The following is a 14,915-nucleotide window of genomic DNA, read 5'->3' on the forward strand; positions in this document are numbered from 1 at the left end:
AATATCGGTAGTGAAATTACTCAAAAAGTGAGACATGGTTTTAAATGGTGAATAAAATCAAGGCTTTAATTTTTGGCACACTTTTAGCTTAATCAGTATTGAGAACAGTATAACTTACTCTGAAAAACAGTTTCAGTAGAAATTACATTAGAACCATTTGAAAGGGACGTATTATGAAAGCAAAATTGGGTGCAGCATTAATTATGGCTATAGCAGCGACTTCACTAACTGGTTGCGTATTGAATGTGGGCGATCACGAAGGTAAGCGTAGTGATTCATATTGGCAAAAACAACAACAAACTAATCGTAATAACTTAGCGAAACTTTCAATCGGAATGGCAAAAGATCAAGTCACCATTTTGATGGGAACGGCTGATTTCAGTGAGGCTTATGTGACCCAAGCTGACGCTGAAAGTCCAAAGAAAGAGGTTCAGGTGTTTTTCTACCGTACTCAATGGAGTAAAGGTGACGGCAAAACCACAAAAAGTGAATGTACCCCAGTTGTAATAAGTGACAATAAATTAGTGGGTTGGGGTGAAACTGCTTACCAAAACATTTAATTTCTTAATAAAACGTCCAGTTGGTCTATTAATTCAGACCACTGGCCGTCTTGATGTAAGGCCTCTTCAATAAAGTGTCTTTGCGATTCTGACCAAAATCCAGCCTGTGCAATGGTGCTATTTTTAGCCAGTTTATGTTGTTCGATAAACTGGTTAATATCTTCCTTAGATGAACTTAATCCTAATTGCTGAAATAAGTGTTCAAATGTTGTCGTTGTCGTATCCATGAGCTTTCACCATGTATGAATGATATTACTTTACTAAGATTAGGTGACCCTATTTAAATTGCAATATGTTTCAAAGTTGTTAAGTTGAGACTATCAACTGGATTAGTTAAGAGTGACATCATGGAAAACAACACTTTGCCCCCGAAAACTCAAGCTGCGCCGTCTTTGGATGAACAAACTAACGATCAACCTAGAGCGGTTTATTTGACTGCGGAAGATCTAAGAGTTGCAGCATCGATTATTTATAATGCCTATCATGATGATCCATTTTTTATTGAAGCTTTAGCCACTGCTAATAAAGCCAATTACGAACAAAAACTGCGGGCTGCAATCAGAGAAGAGCTCACAGAGTTATGGCAGCAAGAGCAACCATTAATTGGTTGGTTTGAAGGCAAACGTCTCATCGGTGTCGCCTGTGTGATCACCCATCAAGTGCCTCTTGGTGAAAGTCGTTACTGGCACTGGCGTTTAAAAATGGTACTCGGCACTGGTTGGAGTTCAACCCAAGCATTTATTAAAAAAGAGCATACCATCTTAGAAAGTTTACCGAGTAAACAATACGGTATTTTACAATTTATCGCTTTGAGCCCTAATGAGCAAAGAAAAGGTAATGGGGCAAAATTAATTCAAGCGGTGTTAAGTTGGTGCGATGAGCAGTTAGGGCTCGATGGGATCGGAGTATTTGTTAACAACGATAAACATGCAGCGCTTTTTATTGGTGAAGGTTTTGGCCATTTGTCTGATCAAACCATTGGCTCTGTTGATGGTGAGATATTAATTTATCAAAGTAAATCGGAGCAATAAATGGCTGATAAACAGTGTCAAGACTTTAAGTCGTTTTATCCTTTTTATTTATCACAACATCAAAATGCCACATGTCGGCGCTTACATTACCTCGGCTCTGGACTGATAGTGTTATTGCTGTTGGTGACTCTAGTTAGCCAGCAATGGTGGCAACTATTATTTATCCCTGTCATCGGTTATGGATTTGCATGGATTGGTCACTTTGTATTTGAAAAAAACAAACCTGCTACTTTTGAATACCCGCTATACAGTTTGCTCGCTGACTGGGTAATGTTTGCGCAAATGTTAAAAAAGCTATTCCTCTCAAAGTCATAAACAGGCAAGTTTCACTTTGGCGTGTAAGACTTATCTCACATACCCTGTAAGTTATCTAACTTTAGTCTGTATGCATTCTCTAGCTGAATTTGTTTTTTACCAATTAAAACATAGCCTTAAGTTTTCAGGTCTGTTTTGGTGACGAGAATTTATTGGTTTGTGAGTAAATGGGGTGTTTTCTCGCCAATGAATTTAGCTAAAATATTCCACAAGGTCGCAACATAAATAAAACAGGGTGTTTTGTTTAATATTGCACTTATAATGAATAGTCATATTGTAAAGCCAACAACCTTTGGTCGTTAATGTCTCAGGATGAGATGAAAATTAAAGGAAGGGGGCTGGTTATTCATTGAGATATTTATATGAGAAAACCTCTTATTAGCTATCTCAAAATATGAATTCAGGACGAAGTCAGGACACGCTCAAGGAAAGGGCATAAGCTCAGTTATGGATAACTGAAACTAGGATGAACCCTCATCAGGATGATGACGGATTGCAGGATGCATCATACCAGGATGGTAATCTAGGAGTAAAACTGTCAGTCAAAGGGATAGACTGTTCAATGGATTGAAAACTCAAGTATTCAGCAACTGGCAAGAATACAAGGAAATTGAGTAACAGGGAATAAAGGGAGCAGGGAGCAAATAATCGCATGGATGGAGCAGGGAAGCACAATTTAGCCGGATAAGCTAACAGAGCGTAAAATAGGCGCAATCTTAATTTATTAGGATTGCGCTTTTTACATTTCAGAAATACAAATGTTAAATATGTGAATTTTTTTGCAGTGGTTAATTTCCCTAATAGCTAGAGTGTTTGTGCGATATATCTCACAAGGGGTGTAAGCCTTATCGCATTTGAAACGCGCCTTAAATTAGGTTTATTTTAAAGCTGTTGTTTTTATTGATTTTAATTTGACGCCTGCTGGTTTAGTGGTGTTACTACTTTGTAATTACGCTGTAATGTGAATACTTATGACTTACCTGTTGAACCATATGAACTATAATAGATACCAAGAAAGCAAATATGCACAGGAAGTGCTTAAGTTGTATCAATAGGATTATAAGTAAAGTATTTTCTGCTCTACAGTGACTTTCAAATCAAGGTAAAATGTACGCTATGGACAGTGGCATGATTAAAAGGTTAGTGACAAGGAGTTAACTAATACCCCATCACTGCAGTTTATGGATATAAGCGACTTTATTAGATTGAAGGACATCAATTAAGGGATTTACGCCATAAGGGATTTATGGTGATTGCATTGGATGCAATAACTTGATTAAAGGATGTCATGGAAGAACCCCAAGGATGAATTAAGGACACGCTTAAGGATTTGAGCAGGCTCGGTCAATGGATAATCGAGTAAAATGGAAAGTACTTAAGTGTACAAGGAATATCAAGGATTGAATAAGGATAGCGCTCGGAGCAAGTTAGACGCATGGATGGTGCAGGGAGCACAACAATAGCTGGATGGCTTAACAAAAGCACAAGAGACCGCGGCAATGATTTGTCGCGGTCTTTCTTTTGGCTAGCGTTTAATAAATAACGATTTTCCAGTAAAAAATGGTTTATGCAGTATGGCTTACCTATTGAGTCGTTAAGCCAATAAATTACTTACACTTTCCGGAGTTGCAGCTAGATGCGCCGCCACAACCACCAAACTTACCTTTTGCCATCGGCGCATCCATCCATTCTGGCTCTGGGAAAATAGGCCAATTTATTTTTTCTATTTTTTTACCATGCATTTGGATATGCGCGCGATATTGGTTCATGCCATCGGTGCTAAATTCAAACAAAAATTTAGCACGCCAACAAAGGCCAGTAGTACCACCCAGGCTAGGTCTTGCTGACTCCATTGCGATAGCAAGGAGTTGTACTTTTTGCTTGCCGCAGGCGCTTTCAGCATACTTACGGCTAATTTCTGCCATTTGTCGTAATTGCCAAAAGAATGCGCCCACAACCACGACTGCTACGATTAAAATAAAATCTGACATCATTGGCTTAGTGCCTTAAATAAACCGCCAATAGCCGCTGATAGTTTCTCACTTCGTTCGGTATTTCTTAGTTCAAGCAACAGCGGCTGGCGTAAACTCGGTATAGACACGATATCAGCAAATACTTGGTTAAAGAAGATTTGTGGCTGATTTGCTAAGACTTCTAGATAAAGTTTGCGAGTTTGGTCATCTTTTAATGCAATCCAGTTTCTGGCAGCAATGGTGATCAATAAGTTTTCATCAAGTTGTTGGTAATTAACCAATTGCTTAATGGCTTTTTGAGTTAACTCAGCTTGTGAAGCAAGGGCTCTAAGATAGATATGCTTATGCTCAACCGGCGCTTGAGATAACTTATCAAACAAGGTTTGTGCAAGCACTGCATCAATGGTCACATGTTCTAAGCATTGGCAAATAGCTGCTTGAACTTCAACTGGGGCAAATTCAAAAGCGGCATTAATTTCTGCAGCGTGGTTATGTTGATCTAGGCGCACACAGATGTCGGCAATGCCTTGAAGCCCTAATTGCTGCCACGAGTCATCCACTTTCTTTGGACTTGCTATCAGCGCAGCAAAGTAGCTAGCGGCAAATTGATATTGCGCTGATGGTTGCTGGCTTAATTGACGTTTTACTAAGGCATTAAATAGCGCTAGCTTTTCCTGGCTAGGCTTGAAGCTAAAAGGGTGATTAGCATAGCGCTCTTGTTCTTCATCACTTAATGCTTTGGTTGGATCTTGCCCTAGAGCTTCGAGGATCATTTTGATGAATTGACTGCGCTGCGCTGGAGACAACAAGCCTTGCTCATCCAGTGGCAGCTTTAAAAACCAAATAAAAGGTGGCTGTGCTTCGCGCCAAAACACGATGGCAAATTGTGCATGACCTTGAGTTGGAAAAGGGTAAGGGGTTTTTAATGCTTCAATTTGATTAAACAACATCATATCGATGTTTTCGACTCTGCGGCCTAAATCATAAACCTGAAATTGAGTATTAGCGGTGTCTAAAAATTCACTTAGGGTTTCGAGTTGTGTCATGGTGTTTTTATATAGCGATTAACTTGTGCGTATTATAGGGTTAACTGCCTCCTGATGATATAATTAGTCGCACAAACAATCGTGTTATTTCAAACTTGTGTGAGCGATAAATCACAGTTATGCCGTATATTAAAACAGAGCAATACTTAATTCAGATAGAACAAAACCTTAAAGATGCAAACCTTTGGTCATCGACTAAACCTTCTGCTCAAGCGCTTGCGAGCAGTTCTCCTTTTGCCTGCGATACCATGGGGTTTGAGCAATGGTTGCAGTTTATTTTTATCCCTAAGATGCAACAGCTTATTTGTATGAAGCAGGCTTTACCTACTCAAATAGCCTTAGCCCCTATGGCGGCACATGTGTGGAGTCAGCGTGATGATCTTAATCCTTTGATACGTTTATTGGCTGAGTTAGACACCTTTTTAAGTGAGCAATAACATGATAGATGATGAATATTTCGATGACCAAGAAGATGCAGCGAGCCTTCAAGCTGAAACGCTAGCAGCGGAGGGGCTTGAAGATGAAACACCGCCTGAGTTAGAAATTCTTTTTGAAGATGAGCATCTGGTGGTTATTCATAAGCCGGCTGGTTTGTTGGTGCACCGCAGTTACCTTGCAAGAAAGGAGCGCTTTTTTGCGATGCAACTGACTCGAGACCTAGTGGGCTGCCATGTGTTTCCGGTGCACAGATTAGATAGACCCACATCTGGAGTGTTAGTTTTTGCCAAAAGCAGTGAAGTCGCCAGAGCGCTTTGTGAGCAGTTTGAACATCATCAAGTGACGAAAGAATATATCGCTTTGGTTCGAGGCAATATGCATGAGTCAGATCGTTTAGATTACGCTTTAAAAGTAGAACTAGATGATGTTGCCGACAAAAAGGCCAATAAAGATAAGCCCGCACAAGAAGCGGTAACTGATTATAAGCCGTTAATGAATGCAGAGATCCCATACAGTTCTGGACGTTATCCCAGTAGCCGCTTTTGCTTAATTAACCTTACACCGCAAACGGGCCGTAAACATCAACTGAGACGACATATGGCACATTTACGTCATCCTATTATTGGTGATACCACCCATGGTGATGGTAAGCAGAATAAGTTTTTTAGATCGCACTTTGAGATAAATCGTTTATGGCTTATCGCTAAGTCAATTCGTTTTACTCATCCTGTGACCTTAGAGAAAATGCATATAGAAACAGAATTGGAGCAAGAATGGCTGAGGATATTTGAGCAGTTTGGCTGGGATGATGCGCTTGATTGCTCAGCACCTATGGATATTGCTTAGTAGGCTATAAAAAATTCTTACGTAAAAACTATCACGTAATAATAAGTTACGTAAGAATCTTAAAGATAAATCCAAGTACTTGGTAAGTGCGCTTATTAAGTACTTTGTTTTAAAGGGGTTTTATTGTGTTTTAACAATAATGCCTTCAACTTCTCGAACTCATCAATTTTTGCAAGTGGCTCGCTAGTATCTTGTTGTTCACATCTAAAGTAAAAGTTTCGCCTAATATGGGCGGCCTTATGCTGGAGTTTGAACAATCTATGCCGGTTGGCTTGGCGCATAACAATAACCTTAACGTTTAGATAAGTTGTTACTTTTGTTTGTATTTCATACTTGCAGCCCAGCGCTGGAATGCAGTATGGTGAAGCTATTAACTCAAATTAGTCAGCATTTAAGCTGTAATAATCAATGCAGTCAGTGAGCTTGGGGAAAAGTATATCATGGATAAAGTTAATATAGTGTTCGGAACAGTGTATGGAAGTGCACAATTTGTTGCTGAAACATTAACCGATAAGATCGCACAATTGGATTTTAATACCCAATTGTTTCAGCCAACTGAGCTATTAGGCTATGTTCCAGCTGAAGATGAATTACTGATCATAGTGACCTCTACCACTGGTCACGGTGACTTACCTGAAGATATTGCGCCATGGTTTAATGAGTTGCGCTCAATAGCGCCTTATTTGCCTAAGCTTAACTACAGCGTTATTGCCTTAGGTGACTCAAGCTATGAAACATTCTGCGGCGGAGGAAAACAATTTGATGAACTGCTTACTGAACTCGGTGCAACCAGTATTACGCCGCGCCTTGAAATTGATGCCTGTGAAACCATGGAACCAGAAACAGAAGCCACACAATGGATAACAACTTGGCAAACCGCAGTAACCCAGTCGCAAGACAGTTAAGGTTATTAAGCCAGCGGTGGTTTAAATTTGCTCAGCGTCTTAGTCAGGCGCTGTTAATTCCCATCGCCATTTTACCCGCTGCAGGTGTCATGCTCGGGCTTTCTGCCAATCCCCTTCCTTTTATATCTACCGAACTCGCCATCGTGCTTTCGAATGTGGGTAATCTAATTTTTACCATGATGCCGCTATTATTTGCGATAGCTATTGCCATTGGCTTTTGTCAAGACCAAGGTATTGCCGCCTTTGTCGCAGTTTTTGGCTTTGGCGTTTATATTTCAAGCCTTGGAGCAATGACAACCCTTTATCACTTACCCTCGAGGCCCATTTGGGGGATGGAGACAATGGATACCGGAATTGCTGGTGGTGTGCTGATTGGCGCGCTGACTTGTTTGGTGGTGCGATTGAGTGAAAATGTAAAACTGCCAGCAGTGTTCTCATTTTTTGAAGGCCATCGAAGCGCTGCGTTAATCATTATTCCATTTTCCATGCTGATGGCGTTTATCTTGGCCCATATTTGGCCCACACTGGCCTATGAAATCGATTCTTTATCCTTATGGGCTGTATATCAAGAGCCTGCTGTCGCCTTTGGTGTTTATGGCGCCATTGAACGATTACTTATTCCATTGGGCCTACACCACATTTGGAACGCGCCATTTTACTTGGAAGTGGGACAATATATTGATGACGGTAAATTGGTGAGAGGTGAAATAGCTCGCTATCTTGCTGGTGATCCTGCTGCGGGTAATTTTGCTGGGGGTTACCTCATAAAAATGTGGGGACTCCCTGCTGCAGCGTTGGCTATTTGGCGTAGCGCGGATAAATCTGAACGTAATCGCATTGCCGGGATTATGCTGTCAGCGGCAACCGCAAGTTGGTTAACTGGGATCACCGAACCCATTGAATTTGCCTTTATGTTTGTGGCGCCGATATTGTTTTTAATTCACGCCATTCTGACTGGTGTGGCCTATAGCGTTTGTGTTTTGCTTGAAGTAAAACATAGTGTGGTGTTTTCCCACGGACTGATTGATTTCAGTTTGTTGTTTGCTCAATCAAGTAATACTCAATGGATTTGGTTTTTAGGGCCATTAACGGGGTTTGTTTATTATCTTTTATTTAGGGTGAGTATTGTAGCATTTAACTTAAAAACCCCTGGGCGGTTAGAAGCTGATGGTCACGGCAATAAAGAAAGCCTACGCAGCATGATTAGTGCTCTTGGCGGGGCTGACAATATTGTTGAATTAAATGCTTGTTTAACCCGCTTACGCATTACAGTCGTGAATCCAAAACTTGTCGATAAACCCAGGTTGATGCGCTTAGGCGCGAAAGGGGTGATCAAAGTGGGGCATGGAGTACAGGTGGTATTTGGGACTAAGGCGGAAAGTTTGCGCAAACTACTGCAAAAGTACCTCGACACCCGTAAATGATTATTAAAACCTCATAAATATAGCAACTCTTTTAACTATTTAATAATTAGGTTGCTATAAAAAAATCAATTATTGATATATCTGGTTATTTAATTACATCTCCCATAAAAGCTATGTTAAAAGTAAAATATAGTTTTTAGCCAGCTGCATTTTATTTGAATGTAAACGTCATCGATTTAATTCTTGTGAGCCAATAGTTTATGAAGTCTAAAAGTAACCCAGTTAACAATACAGCAAGCCTAGAGCGAAAAATTTTGATCACTGATTGTGAAGATGCAAAAGGCCTTATCGCTAAAATTACCGGGGTGTGTTTTGCCCATAAGCTAAATATTATTAAAAACACCGAGTTTGTTGACCATGAACAAGGGCGCTTTTTTATGCGTACAGTCCTTGAAGGACAAATTAACGATCAGCAGTTATTGGCCGACTTAACTGAGGTGCTGCCTCTACAAAATCACATGAAGCTGGTGGATGCAGGCCGAAAACGTATAGTCATTTTAGTCACCAAAGAAGCCCATTGTTTAGGTGATATTTTAATGAAGTCCTATTATGGCGGTTTAGATGTTGAGATCGCTGCAGTGGTGGGTAACTACGATGTGTTGCAAGGCTTAACTGAAAAGTTTGATATTCCATTTCATCATGTTAGTCATGAAGGTTTAGACCGAGCCCAGCACGAGCAAGCGATGCTTGAGGTTATAAAAACCTATAATGCTGATTACATTGTATTGGCAAAATATATGCGAATTTTAACTCCTGAGTTTGTCGCTGAGTTTCCCAATACCATTATCAATATTCATCACTCATTTTTACCGGCATTTATTGGCGCCTCACCTTATCGTCAAGCGTGGGAGCGTGGGGTAAAAATCATTGGTGCGACAGCCCACTTTGTCAATAATTGCTTAGATGAAGGGCCTATTATCAAACAAGATGTGATTAATGTTGATCATAGTTTCAGCGCAGAAGAACTAGCCCATAATGGCCGCGATGTTGAAAAAAGCGTCCTGAGTAAAGCCCTGCAGCTTGTCCTTGATGAACAAGTAGTAGTCTATGGTAACAAAACCGTGGTTTTTTAGACTTTTAATGAAGTAACAAAAAGGTCTGTCAGAGTTATCTGGCAGACCTTTTTTATATCCAATAAGGGGCTCATTTAGCTGTAAGCGTTAATAAAGCGGGTTATTGCTTATTTGCTGATAAAGTAGCAATGCCGCCACCGTTATAAGTTTGAGTGTAGCCTGCAGCTGCTAACTCATCGTTGGCAATACCGCTTCTGCGGCCGCTGCGGCAATACAATACGATGGCTGTATCTTTGGCAATATTTTGTTTATTTAGCTCTTTAAGGGCGATATTAAAGGGAATATTAATCGCGCCCTCAAGGTGACCTGCGGCAAACTCTTCAGCGGTTCTTACATCCAATATCATCGCACCCTTGTTAATTTTTTCCCACGCAATAACGGGATTCATATCTTGGGCAACGCTGATTTTACTCACTGTTAATACCATTAAGCACATGGCAAGTAGGGTGAGCGCTTTAACTGTTTGCATGGTCAATTTATTACAATCTAATAGCTGCACTGTGGCTCCTTATTGATATATTTTTGCAATGCTATTGGGTTGCTTTTTCAGCTTCGGTTTTTAGACCGAGTTTTTTCATCACCATAGCGGCGGGACAAAAACCAGTAAAAGCACTTTGAAATAGATTAGCACCAACAAATGCTGTCAGCCAAATAAAATGGTGACTGACGGTAGCGGTAAGCACTAAAGATAACAGCACCATAAAGCCGGCAAAAGCCATAATTGATCTTTCAATAGACATAAGTAACTCCTTAAACGTTAGATTAGTTGTGGATCCCTTGGCGGTTTTTCATTACTGCGTAATACAGTACTGGGATAACGACCAAGGTTAAAATGGTTGAAATAAATATCCCGAAAATAAGGCTGATTGCTAGCCCACTAAAAATCGGGTCATCAATGATAAATAGTGCGCCAATCATGGCGGCAAAGGCCGTTAACATAATTGGTTTGGCGCGCACTGCGGCGGCGTTGATCACGGCTTGTTCAAACGGTACACCTTCGGTTGCCTGTTGATGGATAAAATCAACCAGCAAAATTGAGTTTCGCACTATGATACCGGCCAGCGCGATCATGCCTATCATTGATGGGGCGGTGAATTGCGCCCCGAGTATTGCGTGCCCTGGCATGACCCCAATAATGGTTAATGGAATGGGCGCCATAATAATCAGTGGCACGGTATAAGATTTAAATTGTGCGACTACTAATAAGTAAATCGCAATCATACCCACCGCATAAGCAATACCCATATCGCGGAAGGTTTCATAAGTTATTTTCCACTCGCCATCCCATAGTACGGCAACTTCATCTAAGCCGTCGGGCTGATTGGCAAAGTATTGGCTCATTGGGTATGCTGCTTCACCACTTTCTTGCTCATGGTTTATTTGGCCTACCATATCAAACATGCCATACAAAGGGCTGCCTGTCGGGCCTGCCATATCGGCAATGACCATGATCATGGGCACCATATTTTTATGGATAATAGTGGTATCAATGCTGGTTTGTTTAATTGAAGCCACATCAGCAAGGGTGACCATTGCTCCTGAGGCTGAAGGGATTTTTAATAACATCACCTGATGCATATCCACCTTGGCGGCTTCATCAAGCTGCAGCCTGATTGGTGTTGGCAGGTGCAAGTTGCTTTGATAAAGGTAACTGGCATCTTTGCCATCAATTGCCGCTTGAATAGTATTAACAATACTTGAGTAAGCCACCCCAGCAATTGCAGCGCGATTACGATCAATACTCACTTGCCATTTGCTTTGCTGTGCGGGTAAATAAATATCCACATCTACAACATGCTCAGTTTGCTGAAAACGGCTCATTAAATCGTTAGCCGCTTGTTCGCGCAGCGCTGTGGTTGGCGCGTAAACTTCAGCTACAATCGGCGACCATACTGGTGGGCCAGGAGGCACTTCAACAATTTTGATATTGGCATTGTAAGCGACACCAATGGCTTGCAAAGGCTCTCTCACTGACATAGCAATATCATGACTGTTTCTATCACGTTCTGACTTTTCAACCAGATTGACTTGAATATCAGCCACTTCTTGGCTTTCACGTAAAAAGTAATGTCTCACTAGGCCGTTAAAATTCATTGGCGAGTGGGTGCCTGCGTACAACTGCAAGTGTTCAACTTCTTCAACAGTCGTCAGATAAAGTCCAAGCTCTTGTAGCAGTTTTTGATTTTGCTCAAACGGCGTGCCTTCAGGTAGATCAACAATCACCTGAAACTCCGATTTATTATCAAAAGGCAGCATTTTAAGCACAACGGCTTGCATGAAGGGTAATGACACTGCCAATGCGATTAACAGCGAAATGCCTAACGCCATAGCTTTACGCGCCTTACTGGCGTGTTCACCATCAAGAAATGGTTTCATGATGAAAGTGAAAAAGCTCAGTAATTTAGTTGAGGCTGTTTCTGTATGGGGTTGCTCATTTAGGTCACTGCTGGTGTTACCTCGGTGAGCTTTGGCATTAAGCCATTTATTACTCAGCCATGGGGTCATCACAAAAGCAATCAATAGCGAGATAAGCATGCCCATACTGGCATTGATGGGAATAGGGCTCATGTAAGGGCCCATTAAGCCAGAAACAAACGCCATTGGCAGTAATGCCGCAATAACGGTAAAGGTGGCCAAAATTGTCGGACCGCCCACTTCATCCACAGCCTGTGGGATTAATTCTGTGAGCGGTTTATTACTCATCGCCATATGACGGTGAATGTTTTCTACCACAACAATGGCGTCATCCACTAAGATCCCAATTGAAAATATCAGTGCAAAAAGTGAAATACGGTTAAGGGTAAAGCCCCATGCCCATGAGGCAAATAGCGTTAGTGCTAAGGTAATGATAATCGCGACGCCAACAATGGCTGACTCGCGGGCGCCCATGGTTAATAGCACCAATATCACCACTGCTGCAGTAGCAAAGATTAATTTAAATATCAGTGTGCTGGCTTTGTCACCTGCGGTAGCACCATAGTTACGGGAAACGGCGACATTGACGTTATCAGGAATAAGTAAGTTATCGAGTTTGGCAACTTTATCTGTAATTAAATTGGCAATATCTACCGCGTTTTCACCGGCTTGCTTACCAATAGCAATGGTTACAGCAGGGAATTGACCTTGCTGATTAGCATGCCAGACCTGCTGCTTTTGAATATCGCTTTTTAAGGTGATATCAGCAACATCGGCTAAATAAACCACCTTGGCGCTGGCAGGCTCAGTGATTGAGTTATTAGCGGGTATTACTTTGATAACCAGGTTTTTAAGATCGTCAATTGAGTCTAAAAACTGTCCAGTTTGAACCTTAATCTCTTGATTATTTTGGGTTAATGAACCTGTTGTTGAGACGGAATTATTACTGTTTAGCACTTGCTCAATTTGTTCAATCGTGATCCCAAAACTGTTTAGCTTACTAGGATCTAAGCGAACATTGGCAATAAGCTCATGCCTACCTTGAGAATATATCTCACGGGTGCCTGGGATACGTTTTAGTTCAGTTTCTAGTACCGTAGCGACTTTAGTGAGTTGCTCAGGGTTCATGGTGGGATCATCTGACCATAAGGTGAGACCAAAAATAGGTACGTCATCAATACCGCGAGGTTTAATCAGCGGCTCACCAATTCCTGCAGCTTGATTGAATTTATCAAGGTTGGAATAAATTTTATTGTATAAATCGACAACAGCTTGTTCTCGAGGAATGCCCACTTTGAAGATGGCAATGATTAAGGCGCCGTCAGGCTGTGAGAATGAGTAAAGGGTATCAACACCTTTAATTTCTGAAATAATTTTTTCGGCAGGTAAGGTAACCTGATTAGCGACTTGAGTAGGAGTTGCACCAGGATAGGGGATAAACACATCAGCAAAGGTGACATCGATTTGCGGCTCTTCTTCTTTAGGGGTAATGAGCACCGCAAATAAGCCGAGTAGTAATGCCAAAATAGCCAGTAAAGGGGTGATAGCACTGGTTTGAAAGTTCTTAGCAATAGTGCCAGAAATACCTAAACGAGGTTCTGAGTTAGCCATGAACTACTCCTTACTTTGGTTAGCTGCACGCAGTAACACGTAGCGACTAGCGTTAAGGATAATTTCATCACCTTTATCAAGACCTGATAACACTTCAACAGTTTGCAGTTGCTTGTCAATTTTTCCGAGGCGAATTTGTGTTAACAAGGTGTGCTGGCCAACTTTTCGATACACGCCATCCAGATCATTGACCTGATAAAGGGCACTTAAGGGAATAATGACCACGTTACTGGTTTTAACGGGTACCGCGATTTTAACCCATTGGCCGGTGAGAGCTTGAGGGTGACTAAAATTTACTCTTACTTGATGCTGGTGACTGTTGGCATCGGCAAATTGGTAAACATTGATATGGTTACTGATAACTTTTTCACCATTAGTTAAGGTTAATTCAAGCTGTTTAGCCGCTTGCAGGTTGGCTAAGTATCGAGAGGGTACATTAAAAGTTGCGCGTAACTCTCGGGTATCAAAACCGGAAAATAATGGCTGACCGTATGAAATGGTTTCACCGAGTTCAATAAAGCGTTCAGTCACTCGGCCTTCAAATGGCGCAGAAACCACAGTGTAATTTAAACTTTGTTTTGCTTTATTAAGCTGAGCTTTTGCAGCTGATACCGCTTGCTTACTGGATTTGGCATTGGCGGTTGCTTCATCCATTTGCCCTTGAGATATGGCCCCTTGAGGAAACAGCGCCGCATAACGAGTCAGTGTCGCTTGTGCTTCAAAGTTCATGGCTTCTGAACTGGCAAGCTGAGCCTCTGCCGCATTAAATTCTGCTGTCTGCTCATCACTGGTAATTTCAAGTAAAGACGCGCCCGCGGTGACCACATCATTGACATCATAATTGACTTGAATAATGCGCCCTGAGGTTTGTGCTGAAACGGTAGCGGCTTTAATCGCTTCCACTTGTCCATCAATGATTATTGATGAAACAGACTCTGTTTCAGTGACTGTTAGGGTATCAAAAGCTTTATCGGTTTTTAGCTTGGCTGTATCAGCTATAGCGCTATAGCTAACAATAGCCAGCAGCGTAGGAATTACTGCACTAAATAAAGATAAGCGTTTGTGAAAGGTTGCCATGTTCCACCTCAAAAATTTGTTTATGAGAAAATTCTAATGGACTTTAGTATTAAGCGCAATTTATTTATGAGAAAAATCTAATGAAAGTATAGCAGATATAAAAAAACCACCGATGGATCATCGATGGTTTTTAAATTATCAACCGTTTTAGTGATACAGAATAAGTTTTAACTACTCAATCTGTTTAATGCAGTCTGTTTA

15 protein-coding genes are annotated in these 14,915 nt (G+C 41.2%); 8 read left to right on the forward strand and 7 right to left on the reverse strand.

Going from position 1 to position 14,915, the window contains the following annotated elements:
- Positions 1 to 173 precede the first annotated feature (173 nt).
- Entirely contained in the window at positions 174 to 560 is a 387-nt protein-coding gene (locus AB4140_RS05040) for a DUF3192 domain-containing protein (protein WP_102475704.1), read from the forward strand.
- Here the strand turns inward: AB4140_RS05040 and AB4140_RS05045 are convergent.
- Complete coding sequence (locus AB4140_RS05045; protein WP_102437524.1) at positions 557 to 787, reverse strand: DUF2789 domain-containing protein; 231 nt, start codon at positions 785 to 787, stop codon at positions 557 to 559. The two genes, AB4140_RS05040 and AB4140_RS05045, sit on opposite strands and share 4 nt — an antisense overlap.
- Positions 788 to 952: 165 nt before the next feature.
- Here AB4140_RS05045 and AB4140_RS05050 point away from each other — a divergent pair, with 165 nt between their 5' ends.
- Positions 953 to 1,591, forward strand: coding sequence for a GNAT family N-acetyltransferase (locus tag AB4140_RS05050; RefSeq protein ID WP_372000045.1), 639 nt, complete (start codon positions 953 to 955; stop codon positions 1,589 to 1,591).
- A complete protein-coding gene (locus tag AB4140_RS05055; protein ID WP_372000032.1) occupies positions 1,592 to 1,906 on the forward strand; it encodes an Mpo1-like protein in 315 nt (104 codons plus the stop codon).
- A 1,607-nt stretch (positions 1,907 to 3,513) separates the two neighbouring features.
- On the opposite strand, the gene AB4140_RS05060 is transcribed toward AB4140_RS05055, so the two are convergent.
- Complete coding sequence (locus AB4140_RS05060; protein WP_102437520.1) at positions 3,514 to 3,900, reverse strand: DUF3301 domain-containing protein; 387 nt, start codon at positions 3,898 to 3,900, stop codon at positions 3,514 to 3,516.
- Positions 3,897 to 4,925 carry a DUF3549 family protein gene (locus tag AB4140_RS05065; RefSeq protein ID WP_102437518.1) on the reverse strand — a complete coding sequence of 343 codons (1,029 nt, stop codon included), beginning with the start codon at positions 4,923 to 4,925 and terminating at the stop codon, positions 3,897 to 3,899. Before AB4140_RS05065 ends, AB4140_RS05060 begins: the two co-directional genes overlap by 4 nt.
- 119 nt (positions 4,926 to 5,044) lie before the next feature.
- On the opposite strand from AB4140_RS05065, the gene AB4140_RS05070 reads away from it, so the two are divergent.
- The 5 genes from AB4140_RS05070 (at position 5,045) to purU (ending at position 9,611) form a co-directional block, all read left to right on the forward strand.
- Complete coding sequence (locus AB4140_RS05070; RefSeq protein ID WP_102520705.1) at positions 5,045 to 5,362, forward strand: YqcC family protein; 318 nt, start codon at positions 5,045 to 5,047, stop codon at positions 5,360 to 5,362.
- A 1-nt stretch (position 5,363) separates the two neighbouring features.
- Positions 5,364 to 6,209 (forward strand): tRNA pseudouridine(65) synthase TruC, encoded by an 846-nt coding sequence (gene truC, locus AB4140_RS05075; RefSeq protein ID WP_303461367.1) that lies wholly within the window; start codon positions 5,364 to 5,366, stop codon positions 6,207 to 6,209.
- Positions 6,210 to 6,649: 440 nt separating this feature from the next.
- Positions 6,650 to 7,114, forward strand: a complete 465-nt coding sequence (locus AB4140_RS05080; RefSeq protein WP_102520704.1) for a flavodoxin — start codon at positions 6,650 to 6,652, stop codon at positions 7,112 to 7,114.
- Positions 7,066 to 8,538, forward strand: a complete 1,473-nt coding sequence (locus AB4140_RS05085; protein ID WP_372000033.1) for a PTS transporter subunit EIIC — start codon at positions 7,066 to 7,068, stop codon at positions 8,536 to 8,538. Before AB4140_RS05080 ends, AB4140_RS05085 begins: the two co-directional genes overlap by 49 nt.
- Before the next feature lie 200 nt (positions 8,539 to 8,738).
- On the forward strand, positions 8,739 to 9,611 hold the full coding sequence (purU, locus tag AB4140_RS05090; protein WP_102530720.1) for a formyltetrahydrofolate deformylase: 873 nt from the start codon (positions 8,739 to 8,741) through the stop codon (positions 9,609 to 9,611).
- A gap of 100 nt (positions 9,612 to 9,711) precedes the next feature.
- Here the strand turns inward: purU and AB4140_RS05095 are convergent, their stop codons facing one another.
- The 4 genes from AB4140_RS05095 to AB4140_RS05110 form a co-directional block, all read right to left on the reverse strand.
- Positions 9,712 to 10,080 carry a rhodanese-like domain-containing protein gene (locus AB4140_RS05095; RefSeq protein ID WP_102437595.1) on the reverse strand — a complete coding sequence of 123 codons (369 nt, stop codon included), beginning with the start codon at positions 10,078 to 10,080 and terminating at the stop codon, positions 9,712 to 9,714.
- A 61-nt stretch (positions 10,081 to 10,141) separates the two neighbouring features.
- A complete protein-coding gene (locus AB4140_RS05100; RefSeq protein ID WP_102437507.1) occupies positions 10,142 to 10,351 on the reverse strand; it encodes a DUF2892 domain-containing protein in 210 nt (69 codons plus the stop codon).
- 22 nt (positions 10,352 to 10,373) lie between these two features.
- Positions 10,374 to 13,637 carry an efflux RND transporter permease subunit gene (locus tag AB4140_RS05105; protein ID WP_372000035.1) on the reverse strand — a complete coding sequence of 1,088 codons (3,264 nt, stop codon included), beginning with the start codon at positions 13,635 to 13,637 and terminating at the stop codon, positions 10,374 to 10,376.
- Positions 13,638 to 13,640: 3 nt separating this feature from the next.
- Entirely contained in the window at positions 13,641 to 14,714 is a 1,074-nt protein-coding gene (locus AB4140_RS05110) for an efflux RND transporter periplasmic adaptor subunit (RefSeq protein WP_372000036.1), read from the reverse strand.
- Positions 14,715 to 14,915 lie beyond the last annotated feature (201 nt).

The sequence above is a fragment of the Shewanella sp. 10N.286.51.B2 genome (assembly GCF_041469265.1).
Taxonomy (GTDB): Bacteria; Pseudomonadota; Gammaproteobacteria; order Enterobacterales; family Shewanellaceae; genus Shewanella.

What these genes read in the sequence shown, in the direction of transcription:
- AB4140_RS05080 (WP_102520704.1), top strand. Translation starts at nt 6,650, where the DNA reads ATGGATAAAGTTAATATAGTGTTCGGAACAGTGTATGGAAGTGCACAA.
- AB4140_RS05045 (WP_102437524.1), bottom strand. Translation starts at nt 787, where the DNA reads ATGGATACGACAACGACAACATTTGAACACTTATTTCAGCAATTAGGA.
- AB4140_RS05110 (WP_372000036.1), bottom strand. Translation starts at nt 14,714, where the DNA reads ATGGCAACCTTTCACAAACGCTTATCTTTATTTAGTGCAGTAATTCCT.
- AB4140_RS05095 (WP_102437595.1), bottom strand. Translation starts at nt 10,080, where the DNA reads ATGCAAACAGTTAAAGCGCTCACCCTACTTGCCATGTGCTTAATGGTA.
- AB4140_RS05100 (WP_102437507.1), bottom strand. Translation starts at nt 10,351, where the DNA reads ATGTCTATTGAAAGATCAATTATGGCTTTTGCCGGCTTTATGGTGCTG.
- AB4140_RS05055 (WP_372000032.1), top strand. Translation starts at nt 1,592, where the DNA reads ATGGCTGATAAACAGTGTCAAGACTTTAAGTCGTTTTATCCTTTTTAT.
- truC (WP_303461367.1), top strand. Translation starts at nt 5,364, where the DNA reads ATGATAGATGATGAATATTTCGATGACCAAGAAGATGCAGCGAGCCTT.
- AB4140_RS05040 (WP_102475704.1), top strand. Translation starts at nt 174, where the DNA reads ATGAAAGCAAAATTGGGTGCAGCATTAATTATGGCTATAGCAGCGACT.
- purU (WP_102530720.1), top strand. Translation starts at nt 8,739, where the DNA reads ATGAAGTCTAAAAGTAACCCAGTTAACAATACAGCAAGCCTAGAGCGA.
- AB4140_RS05065 (WP_102437518.1), bottom strand. Translation starts at nt 4,925, where the DNA reads ATGACACAACTCGAAACCCTAAGTGAATTTTTAGACACCGCTAATACT.
- AB4140_RS05070 (WP_102520705.1), top strand. Translation starts at nt 5,045, where the DNA reads ATGCCGTATATTAAAACAGAGCAATACTTAATTCAGATAGAACAAAAC.
- AB4140_RS05060 (WP_102437520.1), bottom strand. Translation starts at nt 3,900, where the DNA reads ATGATGTCAGATTTTATTTTAATCGTAGCAGTCGTGGTTGTGGGCGCA.
- AB4140_RS05105 (WP_372000035.1), bottom strand. Translation starts at nt 13,637, where the DNA reads ATGGCTAACTCAGAACCTCGTTTAGGTATTTCTGGCACTATTGCTAAG.
- AB4140_RS05085 (WP_372000033.1), top strand. Translation starts at nt 7,066, where the DNA reads ATGGATAACAACTTGGCAAACCGCAGTAACCCAGTCGCAAGACAGTTA.